Here is a 24,930-nt window from a genome sequence, read left to right on the forward strand (position 1 = left end):
TGTGGGCATGGCTCACGACCTCCTCATCGGCACGTACACGCAGCGCCTCCCGCACGTCGACGGTCACGCGGAGGGGGTGGTCGCCGCCCGTTTCGACGGCGACCGCATCGACGACGCGACGGTCGCCGCCCGGGTGACGAACCCCTCCTGGGTGGCCGCCGCCCCGGACGGCCGCGCCGTGTACGCGGTGGAGGAGACCGGCCCCGATGGCCGCGTGCACGCCTTCGCGCGTGACGACGGCGGCGCGCTCACTCCGCTCGGGAGCGTGTCGAGCGGAGGCGCCGATCCCGCGCACCTGCTCGTGCACCCCTTCGGGCGGTTCCTGCTCGCGGGCACCTACAGCGGCGGGTCCGTGTCGGTGTGGAGGTTGAACGCAGACGGCTCGATCGGCGAGCGCACCGCCTTCGTGCAGCACGAGGGGCGCGGCCCGGACGACGCGCGCCAGGAGGGTCCGCACGTCCATCAGCTGAGCGTCGACCCGGTCACCGGCGACGTCGTCGTGGTCGACCTGGGCCTCGGTCAGGTGCGCTGGTACGCACTGTCGGAGGAGGGTGCGCTCACTCTGCGCGAGGACGCCACTGTGGCGCTCGGCGCGGCGGGCCCGCGCCATCTGGTCTTCCACCCGGACGGCCGCCACGCACTCGTCGTCGGCGAGCTCGACGATGTGCTGCACGTGCTGCGCCGCGAGGGCGACCGGTTCACGCTCGTGGGCGGAGCCTCCACCCGCGCGGCGGTGGCGGCGGGGGAGGCGCTGCCGACCGGCGAGAACACGTCGGCCGCGGTGCGGCTCACCGAGGACGGGCGCACGGTGCTCGTCAGCAACCGGGGCGACGACACGATCGCGGTGTTCGCCTTCGAGGCATCGACATCAGGCCTGGTGATGGAGGCGGTGGTCCCGGCCCACGGCCGCACTCCGCGCGACCTCGTGCTCTCGCCGGAGGGCGACCGGCTGCTCGTGGCCTGTCAGGACTCGGACGAGGTCACCGTGTTCGCGTTCGACGCGGGCACGCGGGAGCTCCGCTTCCTGACCTCGTCGGAGATCCCGACGCCGGTCTGCCTGCTCTTCGTCTAGGCGCCGGCGTTTGCATCCGCGGTCCGGCGGGCCTGCCGCACGGCAGGGGCCGCGAAGAAGGACGCCAGCAGCAGCACCACGATGAGGTACAGCGCGTTCAGGAGGCCGACCTCCTTGCCGAGGAAGCCGATGATCGGCGGACCGACCAGGAAGGCGCAGTAGCCGATGATCGCGACGGCGGAGACGCGCGCGGCCGGGTTCGCCGCTCCGTCCGCCGCGGCCGACATGCCGAGCGGGAAGCCGAGGGAGACGCCGAGGCCCCACAGCACGGTCCCGATCACGACCACCCACATCGGCCCTCCGACGATGAAGAGCAGGAGGCCGACGACGCCCATCGCGGCGGTGATCCGGATGGCGGCCACCCGCCCGATGCGGTCGACGACCGGGCCTCCGGCCACGCGCCCGACGGTCATCGCGGCGACGAAGCAGCCGAACACGATCGCGCCGGTCGAGTTCTCCTGGCCGTGGCCGTCCACGACGGCGAGCGAGATCCAGTCGTTCGCCGAGCCCTCGCCGAACGCCATGCCGAGCATGACCACGCCGATGAGGATGAGCTTCCAGTCGGCCCACACGGCGAGCGAGGTGCGCAACCGCTCGGCGAAGGGCTGCTTGGGGGCGTCCGCCGCCTCGTCGCCGAGGTCGGCCTCGCGCGGGATGAACCGGACCGCCACCACGCCGCCGACCACGAGGATCACAGCCACGACGACGAGGTGCCACGCGACGGCGATGTGCAGAGCGGCGGCCGCGGCGCCCAGACCGGCGCCGATCACGGTGCCGAGGCTGAAGCAGGCGTGCATGAGCGGCAGCACCGTCTTGCCGAGCTCGCGCTCGACGGCCGTGCCCTCGACGTTCATCATCACGTCGAGCATCCCGTTGCCCAGTCCGAGCAGGATGAGCCCGACGGCGACCACGGGCACCGCGTGCAGCACGGTCGCGCCCAGACCGATCAAGGCCGTACCGATCGCGGCCGTCGTCAGGGTGGCGACCATCCCGCGGTGCGGTCCGATGCGCACGAGCACGAACGAGGACCCCGCGAGGCCGATGATCGCGCCGGCGGACATGCCGGCGATCAGCAGGCCGACCGCCGAGGGGTCGGTGCCCAGCCCCAGCTCGTCGCGGACGCCCGGGATGCGGGCGACCCAGCTGGCGGTCGCGAGCCCGCTCAGGATGAACACCACGAAGACGGCGTTGCGCCAGGCGGTGAGCTCGCGGCGGCTGCGGGTGGAGGTCGGGGTCGGCTGCGACATCGGCGTTCCTGCTGGGTATCTGGTGACTTCTGGCGGTCGAATCGTTTCGATCGAAACGATTCGACTAAGCTACCACACGTGAGCAACGCCAGCACCACCTCCACCGGAGCCCGACCGACGCTCGCCGCGGTCGCCCGGCTGGCGGGCGTGTCCAACTCCACCGCCTCCCTCGCCTTCTCGGGCACGGGGCCCGTCTCTGAGGCGACCCGCGAGCGCGTGCTCGCCGCCGCGAAGGAGCTGAACTACGCCGGGCCCGACCCGCGGGCGCGCTCGCTGCGCCGCGGACGCTCGGGCATCGTCGGGGTCGTGATGGAGGAGCGCGTGCGCGACGCGTTCCGTGACCCGATCAAGATCGCGCTGCTCGACGGCATCAGCGAGGAGCTCGGCTCCATCGACGCCGGTCTGCTGATCCTCACGGACGCGGGGGAGGCCGCCCAGCGCATCGAGGACGCCCCGATGGATGCCGTGGTCCTGGTCGGCTGCAGTCCGCGCCTCGACGAGTCGGTCGCGATGCTCAAGCAGCGCCGCATCCCGCTCGTCGCCATCGAGGGGGATCCGGCGGACGGCGTGCCCACGATCGCGCAGGACAACCGCGAGGCCACGCGGGTCGCCGCCCAGCACCTCTTCGACCTCGGGCACCGCGATGTGGCGCTCGTCACCCTGCCGCTCACGCGCGACCGTGGCCGCGGCCCGCTCACCCCACACCACGCGACGACGGCCAGCTCGACCACCGCCGCCGAGCGTCTCGCCGGGGCGCGCGACGTCTTCCCGGACGCCCGCGGCCGGACCACCCGGGGCTCCTTCGTCGAGGAGGGCCGCCTCGCCGGCGAGGCCCTGCTCGCCGACCCCGCCACCCGCCCGACCGCGATCATCGCCCAGAGCGACCTGCTGGCCGCCGGCGTCATCCGCGCCGCCGAGGAGCTCGGGCTCGCGGTGCCCGACGACGTGAGCGTCGTCGGGTTCGACGGCGTGCGCGTCGACGGCCTCTGGCCCTACGACCTCACGACCCTGGTCCAGCCCGCGGTCGACAAGGGCCGCGCCGCCGGCCGTGCGATCGTCGCCATGCTCGACGGCCAGGAGGCGCGGCCCACTTCCTTCACCAGCGTGTTCCACCGGGGCAACACGACGGCGCCGCCGCGCCCCGCGCGCTGACGGCGTGCCGCGTCCGAACCCCGCATTCGTGCCGAATGCAGGGATTGGGGCGCCCAAACCCCGCATTCGTGCCGAATGTAGGAAAAGGGGCGCCCAAACCGCACATTCGCCACGAATGTTTCGCCCGGGAAGCGCCGGACGGAGTGGCCGCGCCGCCGCATAGGGTGGGGGCATGGACCTCGACGCCCTCTACCGCGACCTCCACGCCCACCCCGAGCTGTCCTTCGCCGAGCACCGCACCGCCGGGATCGTCGAGCAGCAGCTCACCGACCTCGGTCTCGAGGTGCACTCCGGCATCGGCGGCACGGGCGTCGCCGGCGTCCTGCGCAACGGAGACGGCCCGACCGTGCTGCTGCGCGCCGACATGGACGCGCTGCCCGTCCGCGAGCTCACCGGCCTGCCGTGGGCGTCGACCCAGACGGTCACCGACGACGAGGGCAACACCGTTCCGGTGATGCACGCGTGCGGCCACGACATCCACATCACCTGCCTGCTCGGAGCCGTGGAGGAGCTGGCCGGCTCCCGCGACCAGTGGTCGGGCACCCTCGTGGCCGTCTTCCAGCCCGGCGAGGAGCACGGCGGCGGCGCCCAGGTCATGGTGGACAGCGGTCTCTACCACCGCGTTCCGACGCCGGACGTCGTGCTGGGCCAGCACGTCACGCCCCTCCCCGCCGGGATGCTCGGCGCGCACTCGGGCGCCGCGATGGCGGCGGTCGACACGATGGAGGTCACCATGCACGGCCGCGGCGGCCACGGCTCCCGCCCCGAGACGACCATCGACCCGATCGTCATGGCCGCGGCGACCGTGATGCGGCTGCAGGGCGTGGTTTCGCGGGAGATCGCCCCGCAGGACACGTCCGTCGTGACCGTCGGCAGCCTCCACGCGGGCACTAAGAACAACATCATCGCGGCGGAGGCCCGGCTCGGGATCAGCGTCCGCAGCTTCAACGAGGACGTCCGCGCCCGAGTGCTCGCCGCCGTGGACCGGATCATCACCGCCGAGGCGCAGGCCTCCGGGGCGACGAAGGCGCCCGAGCTGGAGTGGGGCGAGCGCTACCCGGTCACCGTCAACGAGCCCGACGCCACCGCCCGCGTCAACGCCGCCTTCGCGGCCGAGTTCGGCGCCGAGAACCTGCTCGACCCGGGTGCGCTCTCGGGCAGCGAGGACGTCGGCAACCTCGCCACCGCGGCCGGCGCCCCGCTGGTGTACTGGATGCTGGGCGGCGGCGACCCCGAGAAGGTCCGCGCGGCGATGCAGGCCGGCACGGTCGACGAGGACATCCCCTCCAACCACTCCCCGTACTTCGCCCCGCTGGCTCACCCGACCATCCCGACCGGCGTGCGCGCGCTCGTGGTCGCGGCCCGGGAGTGGCTGGGCTAGCCGGTCCGGTCGCCGGGGCGTCGCGTCACACCACCGCGCCCACGCGCATCCACGTGCGCCCGTGTGCGCGCAGCCCCAGGGTGACCGCCCGCGCTCCCAGATACCCGAAGGCGAACGCGGCCGCGAGCCATGCCAGGCCCGCGGCGTCGTGGCCGCCCCAGAGCAGCACCGCCGCGGCCATCGGAACGAACGCGACGACGTTCAGGAGGCCGGTGAGCGCGAGGTAGCGCGCGTCGCCCGCGCCGATCAGCACGCCGTCGAGCACGAACACGTACCCGCCGAGCGGCGCGCCGATGCCGATGATCGCGAGGGAGGGTGCGAGCAGCGCGGCCACCGAGGGGTCGCTGGTGAACAGCCCGGCCGCGAACGGACTGAGCGCGACTGTCGCGGCACCGAGAACCACGCCGGCGCCGACGCCCCACTCCAAGCAGCGGCGGAGAACGGCGCGGACCCCCTCCGCGTCTCCTGCTCCCAAGCCCTTGCCGACCAGCGCCTGCGCGGCGATCGCGAGGGCGTCGAGTGCGAAGGCGAGCGTCGAGAACACCGTCATGGTGACCTGGAAGGCCGCCAGCTCGTCGGGGCCGAGCCGGGTCGCCGCGAACACGGCCAGCAGGATCGCGGCGCGGAGGCTCGCCGTACGCAGCAACAGCCATCCACCCGCCCGGGCGGATCGGCCGATGCCGGCGTGATGGGGGAGGAGCGGCGCCCCCACCCTGCGCGCATGCCGCGCGACGATCACCGCGTAGACCGCGACCATCGCCCACTGCGCGACGACCGTGCCGAGCGCGGAGCCGGCGATGCCCCTCCCGAGCACGTAGATGAAGAGGTAGTTCAGCGCGATGTTGGCCGCGAACCCCGCGACGGCGACGACCAGCGGCGTCCGGGTGTCCTGCAGTCCGCGCAGCAGACCGGTCGCCGCGAAGACGAGCAGCATCGCCGGGAGGCCGAGCATCGACACCTGCAGGTACTGGGCCGCCTGGTCGGTCACGGCCGGGGATGCGCCGAACAGCCCGACCAGGGCGGGCGATGCGAACCAGCCCGCGGCGGCCAGCACCACACCGAGGCCCAGCGCGAGCCACACGCCGTCCACCCCCGCGGCGACGGCGCCGCGCTCGTCGCCCGCTCCCAGCCTCCGCGCGACCGCCGGAGTCGTGGCGTAGGCGAGGAAAACCATCAGCCCCACGATCGTCTGCAGCACCGCGCTCGCGATGCCCAGCCCGGCGAGCGGCGCGACGCCGAGATGGCCGACCATCGCCGAGTCCGCGAGGAGGAAGACCGGCTCGGCGATCAGCGAGCCCAGCGCCGGGACGGCGAGGCGGAGGATGTCCCGATCGACCGGGCGCGGACGGAGGAGCTTCACGACCTTCCCGACCCTACTGCCGACCACCGACATCGGGGCCGCCCGCCGGTCGGGCGGGTCGCTCCGCGGCGATGTCGGAGGTCGTTCCTAGGGTGGACTCATGAGCCAGCTGATGCCAGAACTCCTCGCCACCTGGACGTGGCGCCTGGAGCGCGTGCAGAGCGGCCGCACCATGCTGGGTCGTGGCCAGGCGAGCATGGCGCGCACCGATCTCACCCATGACAGGGCGGCCCATCCGGAGGCGTACGCCGGCTACGAGGAGGAGTTCGCCGCGGCCATCGACGCGCTCGACGTGCTCGCTCAGCAGCACAACCGGCGCGACGACCTCGACGCCGTGCTGGCGACCGAGCGGCGGCGCGAGCGCGCGGCATCCGGCGCGGGCGGAGCGGCCGAGGGCGGCCGCGTCGACCACGCGACCCTCGGCGGCGGACGCGCCAGGGTCTCCCTCGCCCCCGAGCACGATCGCGTTCCGCGCGGCCTTCCGGAGCCGCTGGACCAGTGGGTGCACCGGCTGATCCGCTACCGCAGCGGAGCCAAGCTGATCGCACCGATCGAGGCGTCGCGGGCCGAGATCCGCCTGCGCAACGAGGCCGACCTCGACCCGGCGGCGTACCTGGGGCCCGTCTCCGGGCCGTACTTCCGTCGGGTGATCCGCGAGCTCGGCGAGATCGCCACGAGCCAGCGCCCGGGCGTGCATCTGGCCGGCCGCGGCCTCCACCGCGGCGTCCCGACGCTTCCGGGTGAGATGGCGTCGACCTCCCGGCGCTCGGCGCGGTGAGGCGCCGCCGTCGCGCGGTCGGTGCGAAGACGGGGCTCGGAGCCGCCGGGCTGGTCCTCGCCGCCGTGATCGCCCTCTGCGGGTACGCCGTCGCGTCGCGGGGCGGAGACGGAACGTCGCCGGAAGGCCCGGCCGCCTCGGCGTCGGCGCCTGCGGAGGCCACCGCGCCCCAAGCGCCCGCCGCGCCCGCGGCGCCCACCGCGCCCGCACCCTCCCGCGTCTCCCCGCTCACCCCCGACGCCGACGTCCCCGCGCCGGGCGCCGCTCGCGCCCTCCTCGCCGCCCTCCCCACCAAGGGCCGCGCACCCAAGACCGGCTACGACCGCGTCGGCGACTTCGGCCCCGCCTGGGAGGACGTCGACCGCAACGGCTGCAGCACGCGCGACGACATCCTGGCCCGCGACTTGACCGGTGTCGTGCGACGGGGAGGCTGCACCGTGCTCTCCGGCACGCTGGACGACCCGTACGCCGGCCGCACCATCGCCTTCCAGCGCGGTCCGGACACCTCCGCGCGGGTCCAGATCGACCACGTCGTCGCGCTGATGAACGCCTGGCAGACGGGCGCGCAGGCGCTCTCGCCCGAGCAGCGCCTCCGCCTCGCCAACGATCCGCTCAACCTGGTCGCCGTCGACGGGCCGACCAACCAGAGCAAGGGAGCGGGCGATGCGGCGACCTGGCTTCCGCCGGCCAAGGCCTTCCGGTGCGAGTACGCCTCTCGCCAGGTCGCCGTGAAGGCGCGTTACGCGCTCTGGGTCGTACCGGCAGAACGCGCGGCGCTCGACCGCATCCTCGCCGACTGCCGCTAGCGGAGATTCACCACTTTCACGAAATTGTGAAGAGGGCGTATGCTCCCGCTCATGAACGAGCAGTCTGCCCCGGTGATCGAAGCCGTCGGCCTCCACAAGCGGTTCGGCCGCGTCCACGCTCTCGACGGTCTCGACCTGGTCGTGCCTGCCGGCGAGGTGCACGGCTTCCTCGGACCCAACGGCGCCGGCAAGTCCACCACCATCCGCGTCCTCCTGGGCCTCGCCCGGGCGAGCGGCGGACGCGCGACCGTCTTCGGCCGCGACCCCTGGCGGGAGGCCGTCGACCTCCACCGCCGCATCGCCTATGTGCCCGGCGACGTGAGCCTGTGGCCCAACCTCTCCGGCGGCGAGGCGATCGACCTCGTGTCGCGGCTGCGCGGCGGCACGACCGACAAGGCCGGTTACGCGGAGCGCAAGCAGCGCCTGCTCGAGGTCTTCCAGCTCGACCCGCACAAGAAGGGACGCGCCTACTCCAAGGGCAACCGGCAGAAGGTGGCGCTCGTCGCCGCGTTCGCGACGCCGGCCGACCTCTACATCCTCGACGAGCCGACCAGCGGTCTGGATCCGCTGATGGAGGCGGTGTTCGCCTCGGAGGTCGCCAGGATCGCCGCCGAGGGCGCGAGCGTGCTGCTGTCGAGCCACATCCTCTCCGAGGTGGAGCGCCTGTGCGACCGCGTCAGCATCATCCGCGCCGGCCGCACGGTCGAGTCGGGCAGCCTCGACGAGCTGCGCCATCTGACCCGTACCGAGGTCTCGTTCGCAGCCGACGGTGTGTCGCAGGAGGCGCTGGCGAGCATCCCCGCCGCCTACGATCTCCACGTCTCGGGCGGCAGGGTCACCTTCACGGTCGACAGCGACGGACTGCCGCCGGTCCTCGCCGCGCTCGCCCGGATCGACGCGCGCGGCCTCACCGTCGCGCCGCCGTCGCTCGAGGAGCTGTTCCTGCGCCACTACGGCGACGACGTGCGCGAGGGCGACGCGGACGCCGGGGGCGGCCGCGAGCGTCGCGCCGACCGTCGCGCGGCCGACCAGCAGGCAGCACGGCGATGACCTCCGCGGGCACGCACGCCCCCACCGACCCCGGGCGGGACCGCCGCCACCAGCATGCTGCCGCCGGCGCCCGCCCGAATGGCGCCGGCGGGCCTCTCGACCCACCAGGATCGCCGACGGTCACGCCCCCGAGCGCCACCCGCACCGTCGCCGTCCTCGTGAGCCAGCGCCTCCGCCGCGACCGCTGGCAGCTGCTCGTGTGGCTGCTGAGCATCGGGCTGCTGGCCGCGTTCTCGGCCGCGAGCATCGCCCAGACCTATGGGGACGCCACGGCCAGGGCCGAGCTGGTGCGCCTCGCGATCGCGAACCCCGCGATCCTGATGCTCCGCGGCATCCCGCAGGGCACCGGCCTGGCGAGCGTCACGTTCTTCGAGATCTACACGTTCCTGGCGCTGCTCGCCGGACTGATGAACACCTTCCTCGCGGTGCGCCACTCGCGGGCGGAGGAGGAGTCGGGCAGGGCAGAGCTGATCGGCTCCACGCCCGCGGGTCGCCTGCTGCCGACCGCCGCGACGGTCGCGCACGGCGTGCTCGTGAACATCGTCCTGGCTCTGGTGGCCGCCGGCGGGTTCATCTCCGCCGGCCTGCCCGTCCAGGGCTCGCTCACGGCCGGAGCGGCGATCGGCGGTGCCGGCCTCGCCTTCCTGGGCGTCGGGCTGCTCTTCTCCCAGCTGATGTCGACCTCCCGCGGGGCGAACGGGTACGCCGCGGCGGTCGTCCTGCTCGCCTACCTGCTGAACGGCATCGGCGACGCGATCGGCACGCCGGTCGACAGCACGCACCTGGCGGCGGGCTGGCCGAGCTGGCTCAGCCCGATCGGCTGGGGGCAGGCGTCGGCGCCGTACACCGCGGACGACGGGGGGCCGTTGCTGCTGCAGGTGGCGCTGGCGGCCGTGCTCGTCGGCGTCGTGTTCGGCATCCAGTCGGTACGCGACTCCGGCGCCGGGGTCTTTCCCGAACGGGCCGGTCGGAGGGACGCTCTGCCCACGCTGAGCGGCCCGCTGGGGCTGGCATGGCGGCTGCTGTGGCCGGTCATCCTCGGCTGGACGCTCGGCGGCATCGCGACCGGCCTCCTGGCCGGCGCCCTCGGAAGCGTCGTCAGCAACTCGCTGGCCGACGACCCGAGCATGTCGAACATCCGGGAGGCCATCGGGCGGATCGGCGCGGGCGGGTCCGGTCCGCTGAGCCAGCTGTTCATCTCGGCGATCTTCTCGATCGTCGGTGTGCTGGCGGCGGCGTGCGCGGTTCAGGCCGTCGTCCGGCTCCGGCAGGAGGAGGCGAGCGGCTCGGCCGAGACCGTGCTGGCGACCCCCGTCTCCCGGGTCCGCTGGCTGCTCGAGTTCGTGCTGGTCGGTGTCGTCGCGGTGGTGCTGGTGCTGCTCGGCGCGGCCGTCGCCTCTGCCGTGTCGGCGGTCGGTGCCGGAGAGGATGTGGCCCGCATCGGCGACTCCTTCGCCGCCGCCGCCGCTCAGCTGCCCGTGGCGCTCTCGTACCTCGGCGTGCTGACGCTGGTGTTCGTGCTGCTTCCAGCGGCGACCGCGCCCGTCGGCTGGGCGGCGCTCGGTCTCGGCGCCTTCATCGGCGTCTTCGGCGGGCTGGTGAAGCTCCCGGACTGGCTGCGCCACGTCTCCCCGTTCGCCGACGCCCCCGTGGTCGTCGGCGAACCGGACTGGACCGGGGGATACTGGATGTTCGGGATAACACTCGTGGCGCTCGTCGCCTCCGCCGTGCTGATCCGCCGCCGCGACCTCGCGACCGGCTGAGCGCGGCGGCGGCCGGCCGGAGGGCGGGAGGAGGAACGCGTGGCGAAGGACGAAGCGGCCCTGCGCGAGATGCGCGAGCACGCCGCCGCCGTGCTCGCGGGCGCCGGCTTCCCGAAGATGCCCGCCCGCGTGCTCATGGCGTTGACCGTCACGGAGCAGGACGGCATGACCGCCGCCGAGCTCGCCGAGGCCCTCGACGTGAGCCCTGCGGCGATCTCGGGAGGCGTCCGCTACCTCCAGACCATCGGCATCGTCCGCCGCCTCAGCCAGACGGGCAGCCGCCGCGACCGCTATCAGCTGCCGAGCGACTGGTACGCGCTCATGGTGCGCAACAGCCCGATCTACGGCGTGCTCGCCGCGCAGGCCGACGCGGGGCTCGCGGCCGTCGACGACCCCGCCTCGCCCGCGACAGAGCGACTGGCCGACATGGCGGGCTTCTACCGCTTCCTGCAGGAGCGCCTCCCCGAGCTGATCGGGGAGTGGGAGCAGGTGCGCGCGAGCAGGCGCTGAGCGGCGCGCCTCCGCCTCCACGACCCGCTGGGCCGCCATGCTGGCGTCGAGCAACACCAGGGGGCAGGGCACCATGAAATTCGTCACACCGCTGCAGAAGGGGATCGTCGTCGCGGTCCTCGTCGTCGTCTCCGGGCTCCTGGCGCTCCTCCTCGACGCCCTGCACTCCGAGACCGGCTCGATCGTGCTGAGCGTGCTCCAGGTCGCGGGTTGGTATCTCGCCTCGCGCCTGTTCCGCGGGCCGGAGGAGCCGCTGCGGCCGGCCAGGGCGTGGTGGCGGATGACCAGCCGGCCGCTCCTCAGCGGCGTGCTCGGCGCGCTGTACGTGGTGACCGCGCTGGTCAACGTCGTGTACTCGATCCTCGGCTACGGGAGCCTGTCCGGCTGGGTGTCGATCCTCGCCGAGGCGGTGCTGGGCGGGCTCTTCGTGCTCTCGTTCCTGCGGCTCCGGAGCCTCGGCCGACTCTCCACAGGCGCCGCCTCCGGCGAGCTCTCCACAACCCGTCCGAATGGGCTGCGGTCGGAGGTGGGCGCGCCGTAGGCTGGGCTGCATGACGCTCGCTTCCGGCATCGCCACCGACGACCTCGACCCCGCGACCCGCCCTCAGGACGACCTGTTCCGGCACGTCAACGGCCGCTGGCTCGACCGCACCGAGATCCCCGCCGACAAGGCGCGCTGGGGCTCGTTCATGATCCTGGCGGAGGAGGCGGAGGCCGCCGTCCGCGAGATCGTCGAGGCCGCTCAGACCGCGCCGGAGGGCACGGAAGAGCGCAAGTTCGGCGACCTGTTCGCCAGCTTCATGGACGAGGAGCGCATCGACGCCCTCGGGGTCCAGCCGATCGCGGCCCAGCTCGCTCTCGCGAGCGACGCCTCCAGCATCTCCGAGCTGCTGCAGACGCTCGCCACGCTGGAGCGTCACGGCGTCGCCGGCTTCTACCAGCTCTTCGTCGACAACGACCCCGGCGACCCCGAGCGCTACCTCGTGTTCGTGGAGCAGGGCGGCATCTCGTTGCCCGACGAGTCGTACTTCCGCGAGGAGCGGTTCGCGCCGGTGCGCGAGGCGTTCGTGGCGCACATCCAGCGCATGTTCGAGCTGGCCGGCGTCGACGACGCCGCCGCGCGGGCCCAGCGGGTGTTCGACCTCGAGACCGACATCGCGAAGTGCCACTGGGACAACGTGCAGTCGCGCGACTCCGAGAAGACGTACAACCTCTACAGCTGGGCCGACGCATCCGCGCTGTTCGCGGGCGGCGGCGGAGACCCGCAGGCGTCGCTCGACGCGTGGGCCACCTCGCTCGATGCGCCGGAGGGTGCGCTCGCCGAGGTCGTGCTGCGGCAGCCGTCCTTCACCTCCGGGATCGCGGCGCTGCTCACCGAGACGCGCCTGCAGGCCTGGAAGGACTGGCTGGCATGGCAGATCATCCACGGCGCCGCGCCGTACCTGACCGGCGACTTCGTCGACGCGAACTTCGACTTCTACGGCCGCACGCTCACCGGCACGCCCGAGATGCGCGTGCGCTGGAAGCGCGGCGTCTCCCTCGTCGAGAGCGCGATGGGCGAGGCCGTCGGCCGCATCTACGTCGAGCGGCACTTCCCGCCGCAGGCGAAGGAGGCGATGGACGAGCTGGTCGCCAACCTGGTCGAGGCGTACCGCCAGAGCATCCGCAGCCTCCCGTGGATGGGCGAGCAGACGCGCGAGCGCGCCCTGGACAAGCTCGGCAAGTTCACGCCCAAGATCGGCTTCCCGGTGAAGTGGCGCGACTACTCGGCGCTCGAGGTGGACCCGACCGACCTCGTCGGCAACGTGCGCGCGGCCGCGCTGTTCGAGTTCCACCGCGAGCTCGGCAAGATCGGCAAGCCGCTGGACCGCGACGAGTGGTTCATGACGCCGCAGACGATCAACGCGTACTACAACCCCGGCTTCAACGAGATCGTGTTCCCTGCGGCGATCCTGCAGTACCCGTTCTTCGACGCCGGCCGCGACGCCGCCGCCAACTACGGCGCGATCGGAGCGGTGATCGGGCACGAGATCGGCCACGGCTTCGACGACCAGGGCTCCAAGTTCGACGGCGACGGCCGCCTGCAGGACTGGTGGACGGCCGACGACCGCGCCGCCTTCGAGAAGCGCACGGCGAACCTCATCGCGCAGTACGACGCCCTCGCTCCCGCGCAGGTGCCCGACCACCACGTCAACGGCGCTCTCACCATCGGCGAGAACATCGGCGACCTGGGCGGCCTCGGCATCGCCTGGAAGGCGTACCTGCTGTCCCTCGACGGCCAGGAGCCGCCCGTGATCGACGGGCTCACCGGCGCGCAGCGGTTCTTCCTCTCGTGGGCGCAGGCCTGGCAGCAGAAGGGCCGCGACGCCGAGGTGATCCGCCTGCTCGCGATCGATCCGCACGCGCCGAACGAGTTCCGCTGCAACCAGATCGTGCGCAACATCGACGCCTTCTACGAGACGTTCGGAGTGTCCGACAGCGACGCACTGTGGCTGGCGCCGGAGGAGCGCGTCACCATCTGGTGAGCGCACCGAACTTTCCCGATCGGCCCACTCACGTGTCCCCCGATCGGGGTAACATCTCTTCTGTCGTCGGCTCGGCAGAAGGCTCTCCGGGCGGGCGATCGCGGGGCGGCCGATCGGGGATCGGGGAGGTCCGCAGCTCCGGCAGTTCAGACTCGGCAGAAGGGCGCAGCCACACCGTGACGACGCAGACCCAGGAGTCCGAGCGGCGCACCCGTCATGCGGGTGCGCGACGCGGGAGGCACCGGGGTCCGATCGGTGATCGCGAGGCGTTCGCGCGCGCCTTCGCCGCCCTCGGCCAGCTGGCCGTCCAGGGCGTGCAGGTCTCGGCGCGCGCCACCGACCTCGCCACCGGCGAGGTGCTCTTCTCGGTCGACGACCACGTCGTGATGCCGACCGCCAGCATCGGCAAGGTGCTGCTGCTGGTAGAGGTCGCGGCCCGGCTGCAGACCGGTGAGCTGAGCCCGCTGGCGACGCTCGACAGGCTGCCGCAAGACGCCGCCGGCGACTCCGGCATCTGGCACCACCTCCACGTGCCGTCCCTTCCCGTGGCAGACCTCGCGGCCCTCGTCGGCGCATCGAGCGACAACCTCGCGACCAATGTGCTGCTGCGCCGGGTCGGGCTGGAGGCGGTGAGCGCCCGTACGGAGGCGCTCGGCCTCACGCGCACGGCCCTCCTCGACCTCGTCCGCGACCACCGCGGCCCGGACGACGCTCCGCAGCTCTCGGTCGGCAGCGCCAACGAGCTCACCTGGCTGTTCTCGGCCCTCGCCCGAGGCGAGGTCGTCAGCCCGGCGACGAGCCAGCGCGTCATCTCGTGGCTGTCGCTCAACAGCGACTTCTCCCTCGTCTCCAGCGCATTCGGCCTCGACCCGCACTCGCACCGGCACGCCGAGCACGGCATCCTGCTCGTCAACAAGACGGGCACCGACGCCGGCGTGCGCAGCGAGGTCGGCGTGCTGCGCGGCCCGCGTGCCGGCGTGACTTACGCGGTCTCCACCTACTTCGACGACACCAGCCTCCCGGCCCGCCTCGCCGTCATCGACGGGATGCGCACGGTCGGGCTCGACCTGCTGGAGTACGTGTTCTGACGGGTCAGCCCCTGCCGTCCAGGTAGGCGTCCTCCGCCGCGTAGTCGAACCAGCCGTCGGCCGCCGCCCGCCGGGCCAGCGCGGGGAAGACGGTCTCCCAGCCTTCTCCGTGCCGCTCCGCGGCCCGGACCTCCCGTACGGCCCAGTCCACAGCGGTGGCGACCGCGTCGGCGTAGCGGGCCACTGCCCGGTAGCCGAGGTCGACCTGCGCCTTCGCCATGCTCATCACGAGGGGATGCGCGACCGTCCACGGTGTCGCTCCCACCGACTCCAGCGGTGGGCCGTCGAAGACGTCCAGCTCGACGTGCTGATCGAGTGCCCGGTAGACCGCGGTCGCGATCTCGGCCACGGACGGGTTGTCGTCGTCCACGGCGTTGAGCACCCGCTTGCCCGGCTGGGCGGCGCACAGCGCGACCAGCTCGGCGATGTTGACGGTCGAGGAGGTGCTGAACCGGTTGCGGCCGCCGTCCGCCAGCACCACGCGGCGCCGGCCGTCGAGGGCTCGCTTGATGAAGTACCACTCGCGCAGCGCCGGGCTGAACGGCCCGTGGATGGCTCCGGGCCGCAGGATGCTCACGGGCAGGTCGTCGACCTCCAGCAGCCGCCGCTCCAGCGCCGCCTTGAGGGGCGAGTAGGTGCGCTCGGCGTTGTCGACGGTCGGGTCGCTCTCGCGCAGCGGCAGCGGATAGTCGGGGAAGTCGTCGGGCCCGGTGACGACGTCGAGGTAGCCGCCGTCGCGCCCGAGGTAGACCGAACCGGTCGAGATCACGACGAGCGATCCCACCTCGCCGGCGAGCTGCGCGAGCTGGTCGGCGTGCCGCGGCTCGTAGGCGACGGTGTCGAGCACCAGGTCGTGACCGTGGGCCCGCTCCACGAGGGAGGTCGTGTCCTCCCGGTCGAGACGGATGCTGGTGACGTCGAGCTCGGCGAGGGCGGCGTCGCCAGCGTGCTCGCCGCGGTGGGCGACGAGCACGGACCAGCCGTCGTGCGCGAGCCGCCGCGCCACCGCCGACCCGATCTGCCCGGTCCCTCCGATGATCATGGCCGTGCGCGTGTCGTCCGCATGCATGCGACCACCGTACGCGGGCCGGGCAACGGCCGAGTACGCGGAAAGTCCGCGTAGTCGGCGGTTCCGCGTCGAATTCGCGCGTACTCGACGGCCGGGCGGCAGCCACGCGGCGGCAGGGTCAGCGCAGCAGTGTGCGCGCCAGCGCCACGTACTCGCGCGCGTTCGCGTCCGGCAGGTACGCCTTGCCGATCGCCGTGCCGATGGCCGCCAGCGCCACCGGGTCCGGGTACGCCATGTAGAGCGTCTCGTAGGTCGGGTTGAACTTGCTCTTGAAGGCGAACAGCGACGCGAAGCCGTACGCGGGCTCCAGAGTTCGTGCCAGGAAGGCGAGCAGCCGCTCCATCACGCCCTCGTCCTCCTGGTCCGAGTCGTCGCCCGGCCCGACCGGCCCGCCCGGCCCGGTCGGCGCGGTGGCGAGCGGCGCCCCCGACAGGCTCAGCACCTCCACGCCCTCCTCCTGCATGCGCAGCGCGGCGGAGGCGATGACGAACTCCATGATCCCGGGCATGCTGTCGTCGCCGCGGCGCATGAAGTCGATGGTCCAGCCCGTCACGCGGCCCGCCTCCCAGCTGGGCAGCCAGCTCGTGACCGCCTGGAGTCCGCCCGCCGGGTCGAAGGCGAGGTACAGCCGGACATCCGGGTCCTTCAGCTCGGCCATGCCGCCGAGGGTGAACCCCATCTCGGGCAGCTCCTTCTCGGCCACCCACTGCTCGCTCAGAGCGGTCACCTGCGACTGCTGGAGCGGCGGGAGGTCATCCCAGCTCGTCCACACCGTCGTGATGCCTTCGCGCACGCCGCGGTTGTGGGCCTGGCGCACCTTCTGCCACGGCTTGCCGGCCAGGTCGAAGGTGAGCGGGTGCATCAGCGTCTCCTCGCCGACCGACATCGACTGCCACCCCAGCGATTCGAAGACCGGTAGGTAGCGTCCGTGGACGCTGTAGAAGACGGGCGTCCAGCTGTTGGCGTCGCAGAACGAGATGAAGTCGATGATGGTCTGCTCGGCGCGGTCAGGGCGGCACACGGGGTCGGAGAGGGTGATCGCCACGTCGCCGATCACGCGGTACGCGACCGCCGCGTCGTTCTCCTCGCTGAACCAGTAGACGTTGCCCGGCCAGGTTCCCATGAAACCGAGCGTCCCTCCGCCGCCCCAGCGGAGCAGCTCGCGGAAGTGCAGCTCGTCTCCGACCGTGCGCCCGGTCGACGTCGCGCGGTAGAGCCGCATGGTCGCGACCACGAAGATCGCCCAGAACACCGGACCGATCCACTGGTACAGGATCACCACCGGCAGGGAGGTCGGCACGATGACGTGCCCGAGCACCGACTCGAAGCCGGCCGGGACGAACCGCCGCAGCGTCGACGCGAACACGTCGCCGATGGTCGCGTCGGGCACGTACCCCGCCAGGGAGGCCAGCCCGGCGACCAGGTACGCCATCGCGAGCAGCAGGAAGGCGATCACGGTGAGGAGGGTGAAGCGCACGACCGCCGCCCGCGGCGCCCGGATCTGGAACTGCCTCCGCGTCAGGAGGAGCAGGACGATGGAGGCTGCGGGCACCAGCATCGCGGCGAACACCCACGCGAGCACCTCGATCGCGGGCACCAGCGCGTCGAGGCTGTCGACCTCCAGCCGCAGCTCGCCGGAGGGCAGCGCCGTGAACGGCAGCACGAGCATCACCGCGTTGACCACGATGCCGAGCACGAGAGCGAAGTGCCGGCCCCGGCGCAACCCGATCGCGGTGACGATGAGCAGCACGAGCGGGAGCAGCGACAGCAGCAGCGGGCCCAGGCCCTGCACCGAGACGAGCGCCAGGCCGAGCCGGCAGTCGGTCGTGAAGGACGCCTCGCAGCGCGCGAGTGTCCTGGCGACGTCGACCTGCTCGTGGCGGAACAGTTCGGCGATGAAGGAGAACGGCCCGAACCCGCCCGGCGGGAGCAGCGCCGCGATCGGGCCGACGGCCGTGATCGCGATCAGCGTCGCGACGAGGTTGCGCGTCTCGCCGTGCGAGCTGCGTCGCAGCCGCTGCAGCCGCGTGCGGCGCATCGCGACGCCGAGGCCCAGCCCCAGCAGCGCGGCGATCAGCCGGTAGACGTTGTTCTGGTCGCCGTTGTAGAGCACCAGCATCAGCACGATCGCGAAGGCGACCAGCCGGATCCGCCGTCGCCACAGCGCGCTGGCGAAGGCGCTCGCCGCGACCACGGCTCCCGTGATCCCGATGGTCGGGTCGAGGGTGAAATCGAACTCGGTCGCCGTCGCCCAGAGCTCGCCGACTCCGGCCGCGAGCCATTGCCCGAGCACGCCGAGGGCGATGCCCACTACACCGGTGACGAGGAAGGCGGTGACCGCCCGCGCCGTGCCGAGATAGCGCTCCGCGACGGCGAAGACGGTCAGCGACAACAGCACGCACAGCACCAGCTGCAGCGGATCCTCGGGCACGAACAGCGCGGTGACCGGCGTCCACCAGAACCCGGCCTGGATGGTCGTGGTCACGCCCGCGGCCCAGAGCAGCGCCTGCCCGCCCGCCGTCGCGACGCTCCACGCGGTCCCGGTCACGAGCGAGGTGACGAGCACGATCGCCGCGAGCGCGATGCTGGCGGGCGCGACGCGGGCGAAGCGCAGCAGCAGGGAGTGCGGAGGCCGCGCCGGTTCGCGCACGGGCGCCCCGGCGTCGTCGCGCCGGCCGTGCTCGGTGGGGGGAGCGGTGCTCATCGTGGTCTCCGTCGGCTCCGGACCACCCTAGCGGCCCGCTCGGGCGCTCAGGCGGGCCGAAGCGCGCGGAGGCGGCTCAGATCTCGCGGAGGCGCTCTGCCAGGTAGCGGTCGAGGCCCTCGAGCGGGATGCGCTCCTGCTTCATCGAGTCGCGGTCACGCACCGTGACCGCGTCGTCCTCGAGGGAGTCGAAGTCGACGGTCACCGCGAGCGGCGTGCCGATCTCGTCCTGACGGCGGTACCGGCGGCCGATCGCGCCCGAGTCGTCGAAGTCGACGTTGCGGCGCTTGCGCAGCTTGTCGGCGAGCCCGCGGGCGAGCGGGGAGAGGGCCTCGTTGCGCGAGAGCGGCAGCACGGCGACCTTGACCGGCGCGAGGCGCGGGTCGAGGTGCAGGACCGTGCGCTTGTCGGTGCCGCCCTTGGCGTTCGGCACCTCCTCCTCGTCGTACGCGTCGACGAGGAACGCCATCAGCGCGCGCGTCAGGCCGAACGACGGCTCGATCACGTACGGGACGTAGCGCTCGTTCTTGTTCTGGTCGAAATAGCTCAGGTCTTTGCCCGAGTGCTCGATGTGCGTCTTGAGGTCGTAGTCGGTGCGGTTCGCGACGCCCATGAGCTCGCCCCACTCGCTGCCGACGAAGTCGAACTTGTACTCGATGTCGATGGTCCGCTTGGAGTAGTGGGCCAGCTTGTCCTGCGGGTGCTCGAAGCGGCGGATGTTGGCCGGGTCGATGCCGAGGTCGACGAACCAGTCCCAGCAGAGGTCGATCCAGGTCTGGAACCACTCGTCGTCCGTGCCGGGCTCGACGAAGAACTCGATCTCCATCTGCTCGAACTCGCGGGTGCGGAAGATGAAGTTGCCCGGCGTGATCTCGTTGCGGAACGCCTTGCCGATCTGGCCGATGCCGAACGGCGGCTTCTTGCGCGCGGTCTGCAGCACGGCGGCGAAGTCGGTGAAGATGCCCTGCGCGGTCTCGGGGCGCATGTAGTGCAGGCCCGACTCGTCGTCGACGACACCGAGATACGTCTTCATCAGGCCCGAGAACTGGCGGATCGGCGTCCACTGACCGACCTTGTCCGGGTGGTCGGGGTCGGGGATGTCGTCGAGCCCGTTCTCCGGCGGGTGGCCGTGCTCGGCCTCGTAGCGCTCGAACAGGTGGTCGGCGCGGTACCGCTTGTGCGTGATCAGCGACTCGGTCAGCGGGTCGCTGAACACCTTCACGTGACCGGAGGCCTCCCACACCGGGGTGGGCAGGATGATCGCCGAGTCGAGGCCCACCATGTCGCCGCGGCCGCGCACGAAGGCGTTCCACCACTCGCGCTTGATGTTCTCCTTCAGCTCCACGCCGAGGGGCCCGTAGTCCCAGGCCGAGCGGGTGCCGCCGTAGATCTCGCCGGAGGGGAACACGAATCCGCGGTGCTGCGCCAGCGTGATGACGGAATCCAGTCTCGACGTTGCGGCCATGGTGCTCCCACTCGAAGTCAGGTGTTGGTCGGGCGAGAGTGCGCCCGCCACAATCCTACCGAGCGGAAAGGGTGCTCACTGCGCCGAGCGGAACTCGTCCTCGAGCAGCGAGTAGATGGCGGTGTCGACCCAGCGGTCGTCCTTGATCTCGCGCTCGCGCAGCAGCGCCTCCTGGTGCATCCCGACGATCTCGCACAGCCGGGCCGACGCCTCGTTGCGGGCGTCGAGCTGGGCGAACACTCGGTGTGCGCCGAGGCCGTCGAAGGCGAGCTGCAGGAGGCGCTTGGTCGCCTCGGTCGCGTAGCCGCGGCCGTGGATGGCCGGGTGGAACACCCAGCCCAGCTCGACCTGCGCCCACTGCGCCGACTTCAGGAACATGCTCATGTGCCCGATGACGCGGGTGTGGCCGCCGTCGGCGTCGAGCAGCTCGACCGCGTAGACGATGCCGTCGCCGTCCTGGTGCAGGCCGTTCATCGCGAGGCGCTTGCGGAGGCGCTTGGCCGACTCCTCGTGGTCGTGCACCTCCCAGTGCAGATAGCGGACAACGTCGCGGGCGCGCTGGTAGGACTGCGCCTCGTCCAGCTCGCCGGTGTTCAGCGGACGGAGGCAGAGGCGCTCGGTGCGCAGCTCCTCGGCGGCGCATGGCAGGCCGGTCGCCGCGTGCGGCTCGGCGGTGCGAGTGGGGATGGCGGCTTCGTCGCTCACGGTTCCTCCTCGTGTCGGGTGCGGGTTCAGGATGCGGCGGACTCGTCGGCGATGTCGCGCACGACGGCGGAGAGCCGGGGCGCGGCGGGCTCGACGTCGAGGCCGAACAGCGCGGAGGCGCCGTCGACGAACGCCTGCGCCTCGCCCTGCCTGGCCAGCTCGCGGGCGCGGACCGACGGGGTGTGCAGGAGCACGCCCGCCAGGTGGCGCAGGGCGGCCTCCGTCTGCTCGCTGGAGTCGCCGCGGCCTCGTGCGCGCTCGATCTCGGCGTCGAGCACGTCGAAGACGTGCTTGCGCAGCGCGACCAGCGCCGGGGTGACGGCCTGCTCGGCGCGCTTGGCGGCGAACTCGGCCGCGGCGGCGTCGACGATCTCGCGGGCGTCGTCGGCGGCGTTCAGCTCTTCGAGGGGGGCGTGGAGGCTGATGGTCTCGAGGTCGAGCAGCTCGACGCCCGGCAGACCCGCGACGGCGGGGTCGACGTTGCGGGGGAGGCCGAGGTCGATGACGAGGCGGCGCTCGCGGGTACCGGGGAGATTCTGGGCGGCCGTCATGATCGCCGGGGTGAGCACGTGGTCGGTCACCGCGGAGCAGGTGACGACGAGGTCGCTCTCGGCCAAAGCCTCCACGAGCCCGTCCGCCTCCACGGGGAGGATGTCGTGCGAGTGCGCGAACTTGGCGGCGCGGCCGGACGGCGAGAACACGCGGACGTCCTCGGAGCCCTTATCGCGCAGGGCGGCGAGGCTCGCGCCGGCGTACTTGCCGGTGCCGACGAGCAGCACGCGCGCCTGCGCCCAGTCGCTGATGCGGCTCTCGGCCAGCTCGAGCGCCAGGCGCACCATCGACCGGCCGGCGGTCATGATGCCGGTGCGGTTCTTCACCCCGCGGGAGGTGCGGGAGGCGTCCTGGAACAGCCGCTCGAGGTCGTTCGTGACGGTGCCGGCGGCGCGGGCGTTCTCGAGCGAGCGCCGCACCTGCCCGGCGATCTCGCCCTCGCCGACGACGACGGACTCGAGGCCGCTGGAGACGGCGAACAGATGCTCGGCCACGGCGTCGTCGCAGTAGACGGAGCTGGCGGACCGCAGCTCGTCGGCGGCGATGCCGCTGGCGGCGCTCACCGCGTCGATGACGGCCTCGGCCGAGACGGCGCGGGCGGCCGGGAGCGGCTCGTCGATGTCGAGGTACGCCTCGAACCGGTTGCAGGTCGCGAGCACGACGGAACCGGCGACGACTTCACTGTGCTCTGCGAGTGCCGCGGAGACGGCCGGAGCGTTGCGCTCGAGCCGTTCGAGGAGGTCGAAGTCCGCCGTCCGGTGGCTCGACGAGAAGCAGAGAAGCACGCACGAAAGCCTACGCCCGCTCGCAACCGTCTTCGAATCGAGCGGCGCCTGGACAAGGGGCGACGGGCGGATTCCCGGGGGATTGGCAGGTCGCACCCTGGCACAATCAAGGGGTGACCAACCTCCCCGCCGCCCATCCGCTCTCCGCCGGGCTGACCGGCTCCAGCCGGCTCGTCCGCGCCTACCAGGCCGACCGGCCGGAGGTGACGCCCGTCTGGTTCATGCGGCAGGCAGGGCGGTCGCTGCCGGAGTACCGGGAGCTGCGCGTCGGCACCCGCATGCTCGACGCGTGCCTCGACCCGGCCATGGCGAGCGAGATCACCCTGCAGCCGGTGCGCCGGCACGGGGTCGACGCGGGCATCTTCTTCAGCGACATCGTGGTGCCGTTGAAGCTGGCCGGGGTGGAGGTCGAGATCCAGCCGGGCAAGGGCCCGGTGTTCGAGCAGCCGGTGCGCACGCTCGACGACGTGAAGCGGCTCGCGGAGGTCGACCCGGCCTCCCTCGGCGCCGACACGTTCGCGGCCATCACCGAGGCCGTGCGGCTGACCACGGACGAGCTGGGGGAGACGCCGCTCATCGGCTTCGCGGGCGCGCCCTTCACGCTCGCCGCGTACCTGGTCGAGGGAGGCCCCTCCAAGGACCACATCCGCGCTCGGACGCTCATGCACGCCGACCCCGAGGCGTGGGCCGCGCTGATGGACTGGACCGCCGACATCTCGGGCGCGTTCCTCCGTGCTCAGGTGCTCGCCGGCGCCAGCGCCGCCCAGCTGTTCGACTCCTGGGCGGGGTCGCTGTCGCTGCACGACTACGCGACCCATGTCGCCCCGGCTTCCGCCCGTGCGCTGTCGCACGTGCGCGACCTCACCTATGCGCTGCCGACCACTGAAGCGCTGGACGAGGCGGAGGAGGCCGGCGAGCCGATCATCCGCAACGTGCCTCTCGTGCACTTCGGCGTCGGCACCGGCGAGCTGCTCAAGGCGATGCACGACGCCGGCGCCGATACGGTCGGCGTCGACTACCGCATCCCGCTGGACGAGGCCAGCCGCCGGCTGGGGCACGTGGTGCCGGTGCAGGGCAACGTCGACCCCGCGATGCTCGACGCGCCGTGGGAGGTGCTCTCGGCCCACGTCGCCGATGTGCTGCACCGCGGGCTGGAGGCTCCTGCCCACGTCCTCAACCTCGGCCACGGCGTCCCGCCGGAGACCGACCCGGCGGTGCTGACGCGTGTGGTCGAGTTCGTCCACGAGTGGCGGGCAGCGTGACCGACCCGACGCCCACCGACCACGACGCGCTCGCGGAGGAGATCCGGCACGCCGTCGAGGCGCCGCCCACCCGCATCGTCGTGATCGGCGGCGGGATGGCCGGACTGGTCGTCGCGCGCGAGTGCGCCCGGCCGGGCTTCGACGTCACGGTGCTGGAGGCCTCCGCGCGCGTCGGCGGCTCCGTCGCACCGCTCGAGCTGGCCGGGATGACCCTCGACGCCGGCGCGGAGAGCTTCGCGACCCGTGGCGGTCACGTGGCGGCGCTGCTGGAGGATCTGGGGCTCGACGGGGAGGTCGTGCAGCCGAACCCGTCCGGCGCGATGGTCCGGCACGGCTCCCGCTCGGTGCCGCTGCCGAAGGCGGGACTGCTCGGCATCCCCAGCTCGCCGCTCGCGAACGACGTCGTCGCCGCGATCGGTTGGGGAGGCGCCCTCCGCGCCTACCTCGACCGCCTGATGCCCGTGCTCAAGATCGGGCAGGAGCGGCGCCTCGGCACGCTCGTGCGCAAGCGGATGGGGCGGAAGGTGCACGATCTCCTCGTCGCCCCTGTCGTCACCGGCGTGTACTCGGCCGAACCGGCGAACCTCGACGTGGATGTCGTCGCGCCCGGCCTCAACTCCGCGCTCACGCGGCTGGGCTCGCTGTCGGGCGCCGTCGGCGAGCTGCGCTCGGCCGCCAAGGCGGGCAGCGCGGTCGGCGGCATCCGCGGCGGCATGTGGCGGCTGCCGGAGGCGCTCGCCGCCGACGTGGCGGCCCGCGGCGGCCGCATCGTGACCGGCGCGCCGGTCGTCGCGGTCGAGCCCTGGACGGCTCCCGACCCCGACGACGCCATCGAGGCCGCCGTGGAGGCCGTGCTCGCCCACGCGCTGGACGAGGAGCCGCCGTTCGACGCGCCGGCACCGCAGCCTCCCGTGCCCGCCGATCCGTCGCCCGTGCACACCGTGCCGGCCGACCCCGACCGTGACGCCCGCTGGACCGTGCGCCTCGCGGACGGATCGTCGCTTCCCGCCGACGCCGTCGTGATCGCCGTGCCGTCGGACGCCGCGCTGCCGCTGCTCGCCTCCGCGTCGCCCGAGCTGGCCTCGCTGAGCGACCTCGACTGGCCGCCGGCCTCCAGCGTCGAGCTGGTCACCCTCGTGATCGACGACCAGCGCCTCTCGGCCGCCCCGAGCGGCACGGGCGTGCTCGTCGCCGACACCGCGGACGCCGACGTGCGCGCGAAGGCCATGACGCACTCCAGCGCGAAATGGGCCTGGGTGGCGGAGGCCGCGGGCGAGGGCCGCCACGTCGTCCGTCTCTCCTACGGCCGTGCCGGGCGCCCGGCCGAGACGCGGGAGCTCGCCGACGCCGAGCTGCGCGCCCTGGCGGTCGCCGACGCGGGCCGTCTGCTGGGTATTCCGCTCGCGGAATCCAGTGTCACCGCATTCGCCAGGACCCCCTGGACCAATGCCCTTCCCTATGCGACAGTGGGGCAGCGGGACCGCATCGAGCGGGTCCGCGCGGGAGCCGAGGCCGTCGAAGGACTCGACGTCACCGGCTCCTGGCTGACCGGCACCGGCCTCGCGTCGGTGGTCCCGGATGCGCGCCGGGTGGCCGAGCGCATCCGAGGTCTACGCTGGAAGGCACTGACCGACAACCTCTAGACCGAGGGGGCGC

20 protein-coding genes are annotated in these 24,930 nt (G+C 72.7%); 13 read left to right on the forward strand and 7 right to left on the reverse strand.

The window, feature by feature from the left end:
• Positions 1-7: 7 nt before the first annotated feature.
• Entirely contained in the window at positions 8-1,072 is a 1,065-nt protein-coding gene (locus P5G50_RS04040; RefSeq protein WP_301211849.1) for a lactonase family protein, read from the forward strand.
• Here the strand turns inward: P5G50_RS04040 and P5G50_RS04045 are convergent.
• Positions 1,069-2,319, reverse strand: a complete 1,251-nt coding sequence (locus P5G50_RS04045; protein ID WP_301211850.1) for an MFS transporter — start codon at positions 2,317-2,319, stop codon at positions 1,069-1,071. The two genes, P5G50_RS04040 and P5G50_RS04045, sit on opposite strands and share 4 nt — an antisense overlap.
• Before the next feature lie 78 nt (positions 2,320-2,397).
• Between P5G50_RS04045 and P5G50_RS04050 the strand changes: the two genes are divergently transcribed.
• Together P5G50_RS04050 and P5G50_RS04055 are read left to right on the forward strand one after the other, a co-directional pair.
• Positions 2,398-3,471 (forward strand): LacI family DNA-binding transcriptional regulator, encoded by a 1,074-nt coding sequence (locus P5G50_RS04050; protein ID WP_301211851.1) that lies wholly within the window; start codon positions 2,398-2,400, stop codon positions 3,469-3,471.
• Positions 3,472-3,643: 172 nt separating this feature from the next.
• Positions 3,644-4,852 (forward strand): amidohydrolase, encoded by a 1,209-nt coding sequence (locus P5G50_RS04055; protein ID WP_301211852.1) that lies wholly within the window; start codon positions 3,644-3,646, stop codon positions 4,850-4,852.
• A gap of 25 nt (positions 4,853-4,877) precedes the next feature.
• Here the strand turns inward: P5G50_RS04055 and P5G50_RS04060 are convergent, their stop codons facing one another.
• Complete coding sequence (locus tag P5G50_RS04060; protein ID WP_301211853.1) at positions 4,878-6,245, reverse strand: MATE family efflux transporter; 1,368 nt, start codon at positions 6,243-6,245, stop codon at positions 4,878-4,880.
• A 67-nt stretch (positions 6,246-6,312) separates the two neighbouring features.
• Between P5G50_RS04060 and P5G50_RS04065 the strand changes: the two genes are divergently transcribed.
• From P5G50_RS04065 to P5G50_RS04100, 8 genes are all read left to right on the forward strand, one after another.
• The gene (locus P5G50_RS04065; RefSeq protein ID WP_301211855.1) at positions 6,313-6,990 is read left to right on the forward strand and encodes a hypothetical protein; all 678 of its coding nucleotides are present in this window, start codon (positions 6,313-6,315) and stop codon (positions 6,988-6,990) included.
• Positions 6,987-7,796, forward strand: coding sequence for an HNH endonuclease family protein (locus P5G50_RS04070; RefSeq protein WP_301211856.1), 810 nt, complete (start codon positions 6,987-6,989; stop codon positions 7,794-7,796). The genes P5G50_RS04065 and P5G50_RS04070 overlap by 4 nt, the downstream gene beginning before the upstream one ends.
• 51 nt (positions 7,797-7,847) lie before the next feature.
• Entirely contained in the window at positions 7,848-8,846 is a 999-nt protein-coding gene (locus tag P5G50_RS04075; RefSeq protein WP_301211857.1) for an ABC transporter ATP-binding protein, read from the forward strand.
• Positions 8,843-10,609, forward strand: a complete 1,767-nt coding sequence (locus P5G50_RS04080) for an ABC transporter permease (protein WP_301211858.1) — start codon at positions 8,843-8,845, stop codon at positions 10,607-10,609. Before P5G50_RS04075 ends, P5G50_RS04080 begins: the two co-directional genes overlap by 4 nt.
• A gap of 39 nt (positions 10,610-10,648) precedes the next feature.
• Positions 10,649-11,119 carry a GbsR/MarR family transcriptional regulator gene (locus tag P5G50_RS04085; protein ID WP_301211859.1) on the forward strand — a complete coding sequence of 157 codons (471 nt, stop codon included), beginning with the start codon at positions 10,649-10,651 and terminating at the stop codon, positions 11,117-11,119.
• Between the two features lie 73 nt (positions 11,120-11,192).
• On the forward strand, positions 11,193-11,660 hold the full coding sequence (locus P5G50_RS04090; RefSeq protein WP_301211861.1) for a hypothetical protein: 468 nt from the start codon (positions 11,193-11,195) through the stop codon (positions 11,658-11,660).
• A 10-nt stretch (positions 11,661-11,670) separates the two neighbouring features.
• The gene (locus P5G50_RS04095) at positions 11,671-13,644 is read left to right on the forward strand and encodes a M13 family metallopeptidase (protein ID WP_301211863.1); all 1,974 of its coding nucleotides are present in this window, start codon (positions 11,671-11,673) and stop codon (positions 13,642-13,644) included.
• Positions 13,645-13,820: 176 nt separating this feature from the next.
• A complete protein-coding gene (locus P5G50_RS04100; RefSeq protein WP_301211864.1) occupies positions 13,821-14,732 on the forward strand; it encodes a serine hydrolase in 912 nt (303 codons plus the stop codon).
• A 4-nt stretch (positions 14,733-14,736) separates the two neighbouring features.
• On the opposite strand, the gene P5G50_RS04105 is transcribed toward P5G50_RS04100, so the two are convergent.
• The 5 genes from P5G50_RS04105 to P5G50_RS04125 all read right to left on the reverse strand — a co-directional run bounded on the left by P5G50_RS04105 (position 14,737) and on the right by P5G50_RS04125 (position 22,012).
• The gene (locus tag P5G50_RS04105; RefSeq protein ID WP_301211865.1) at positions 14,737-15,801 is read right to left on the reverse strand and encodes an NAD-dependent epimerase/dehydratase family protein; all 1,065 of its coding nucleotides are present in this window, start codon (positions 15,799-15,801) and stop codon (positions 14,737-14,739) included.
• Positions 15,802-15,919: 118 nt separating this feature from the next.
• Positions 15,920-18,505 carry a bifunctional lysylphosphatidylglycerol flippase/synthetase MprF gene (locus tag P5G50_RS04110; protein ID WP_301211866.1) on the reverse strand — a complete coding sequence of 862 codons (2,586 nt, stop codon included), beginning with the start codon at positions 18,503-18,505 and terminating at the stop codon, positions 15,920-15,922.
• Between the two features lie 76 nt (positions 18,506-18,581).
• Positions 18,582-19,970 (reverse strand): glycine--tRNA ligase, encoded by a 1,389-nt coding sequence (locus P5G50_RS04115; RefSeq protein ID WP_301211867.1) that lies wholly within the window; start codon positions 19,968-19,970, stop codon positions 18,582-18,584.
• Between the two features lie 75 nt (positions 19,971-20,045).
• The gene (locus P5G50_RS04120) at positions 20,046-20,675 is read right to left on the reverse strand and encodes a GNAT family N-acetyltransferase (RefSeq protein WP_301211868.1); all 630 of its coding nucleotides are present in this window, start codon (positions 20,673-20,675) and stop codon (positions 20,046-20,048) included.
• A gap of 26 nt (positions 20,676-20,701) precedes the next feature.
• Complete coding sequence (locus P5G50_RS04125) at positions 20,702-22,012, reverse strand: glutamyl-tRNA reductase (protein WP_301211869.1); 1,311 nt, start codon at positions 22,010-22,012, stop codon at positions 20,702-20,704.
• Positions 22,013-22,125: 113 nt separating this feature from the next.
• Here P5G50_RS04125 and hemE point away from each other — a divergent pair, with 113 nt between their 5' ends.
• Together hemE and P5G50_RS04135 are read left to right on the forward strand one after the other, a co-directional pair.
• Positions 22,126-23,274: a uroporphyrinogen decarboxylase gene (hemE, locus tag P5G50_RS04130; protein WP_301211871.1), complete on the forward strand. Its 1,149-nt coding sequence runs from the start codon at positions 22,126-22,128 to the stop codon at positions 23,272-23,274.
• Positions 23,271-24,917 (forward strand): protoporphyrinogen/coproporphyrinogen oxidase, encoded by a 1,647-nt coding sequence (locus P5G50_RS04135; protein ID WP_301211873.1) that lies wholly within the window; start codon positions 23,271-23,273, stop codon positions 24,915-24,917. The genes hemE and P5G50_RS04135 overlap by 4 nt, the downstream gene beginning before the upstream one ends.
• Positions 24,918-24,930 lie beyond the last annotated feature (13 nt).

It is taken from the genome of Leifsonia williamsii, from assembly GCF_030433685.1.
Classification (GTDB): Bacteria; Actinomycetota; Actinomycetes; order Actinomycetales; family Microbacteriaceae; genus Leifsonia; species Leifsonia williamsii.

Bases quoted from the DNA above. Each gene is read 5' to 3' on its own strand.
- P5G50_RS04095 (WP_301211863.1), top strand. From the start codon at position 11,671: ATGACGCTCGCTTCCGGCATCGCCACCGACGACCTCGACCCCGCGACC.
- P5G50_RS04075 (WP_301211857.1), top strand. From the start codon at position 7,848: ATGAACGAGCAGTCTGCCCCGGTGATCGAAGCCGTCGGCCTCCACAAG.
- P5G50_RS04040 (WP_301211849.1), top strand. From the start codon at position 8: ATGGCTCACGACCTCCTCATCGGCACGTACACGCAGCGCCTCCCGCAC.
- P5G50_RS04090 (WP_301211861.1), top strand. From the start codon at position 11,193: ATGAAATTCGTCACACCGCTGCAGAAGGGGATCGTCGTCGCGGTCCTC.
- P5G50_RS04105 (WP_301211865.1), bottom strand. From the start codon at position 15,801: ATGCATGCGGACGACACGCGCACGGCCATGATCATCGGAGGGACCGGG.
- P5G50_RS04060 (WP_301211853.1), bottom strand. From the start codon at position 6,245: ATGTCGGTGGTCGGCAGTAGGGTCGGGAAGGTCGTGAAGCTCCTCCGT.
- P5G50_RS04045 (WP_301211850.1), bottom strand. From the start codon at position 2,319: ATGTCGCAGCCGACCCCGACCTCCACCCGCAGCCGCCGCGAGCTCACC.
- P5G50_RS04065 (WP_301211855.1), top strand. From the start codon at position 6,313: ATGAGCCAGCTGATGCCAGAACTCCTCGCCACCTGGACGTGGCGCCTG.
- P5G50_RS04080 (WP_301211858.1), top strand. From the start codon at position 8,843: ATGACCTCCGCGGGCACGCACGCCCCCACCGACCCCGGGCGGGACCGC.
- P5G50_RS04115 (WP_301211867.1), bottom strand. From the start codon at position 19,970: ATGGCCGCAACGTCGAGACTGGATTCCGTCATCACGCTGGCGCAGCAC.
- P5G50_RS04110 (WP_301211866.1), bottom strand. From the start codon at position 18,505: ATGAGCACCGCTCCCCCCACCGAGCACGGCCGGCGCGACGACGCCGGG.
- P5G50_RS04055 (WP_301211852.1), top strand. From the start codon at position 3,644: ATGGACCTCGACGCCCTCTACCGCGACCTCCACGCCCACCCCGAGCTG.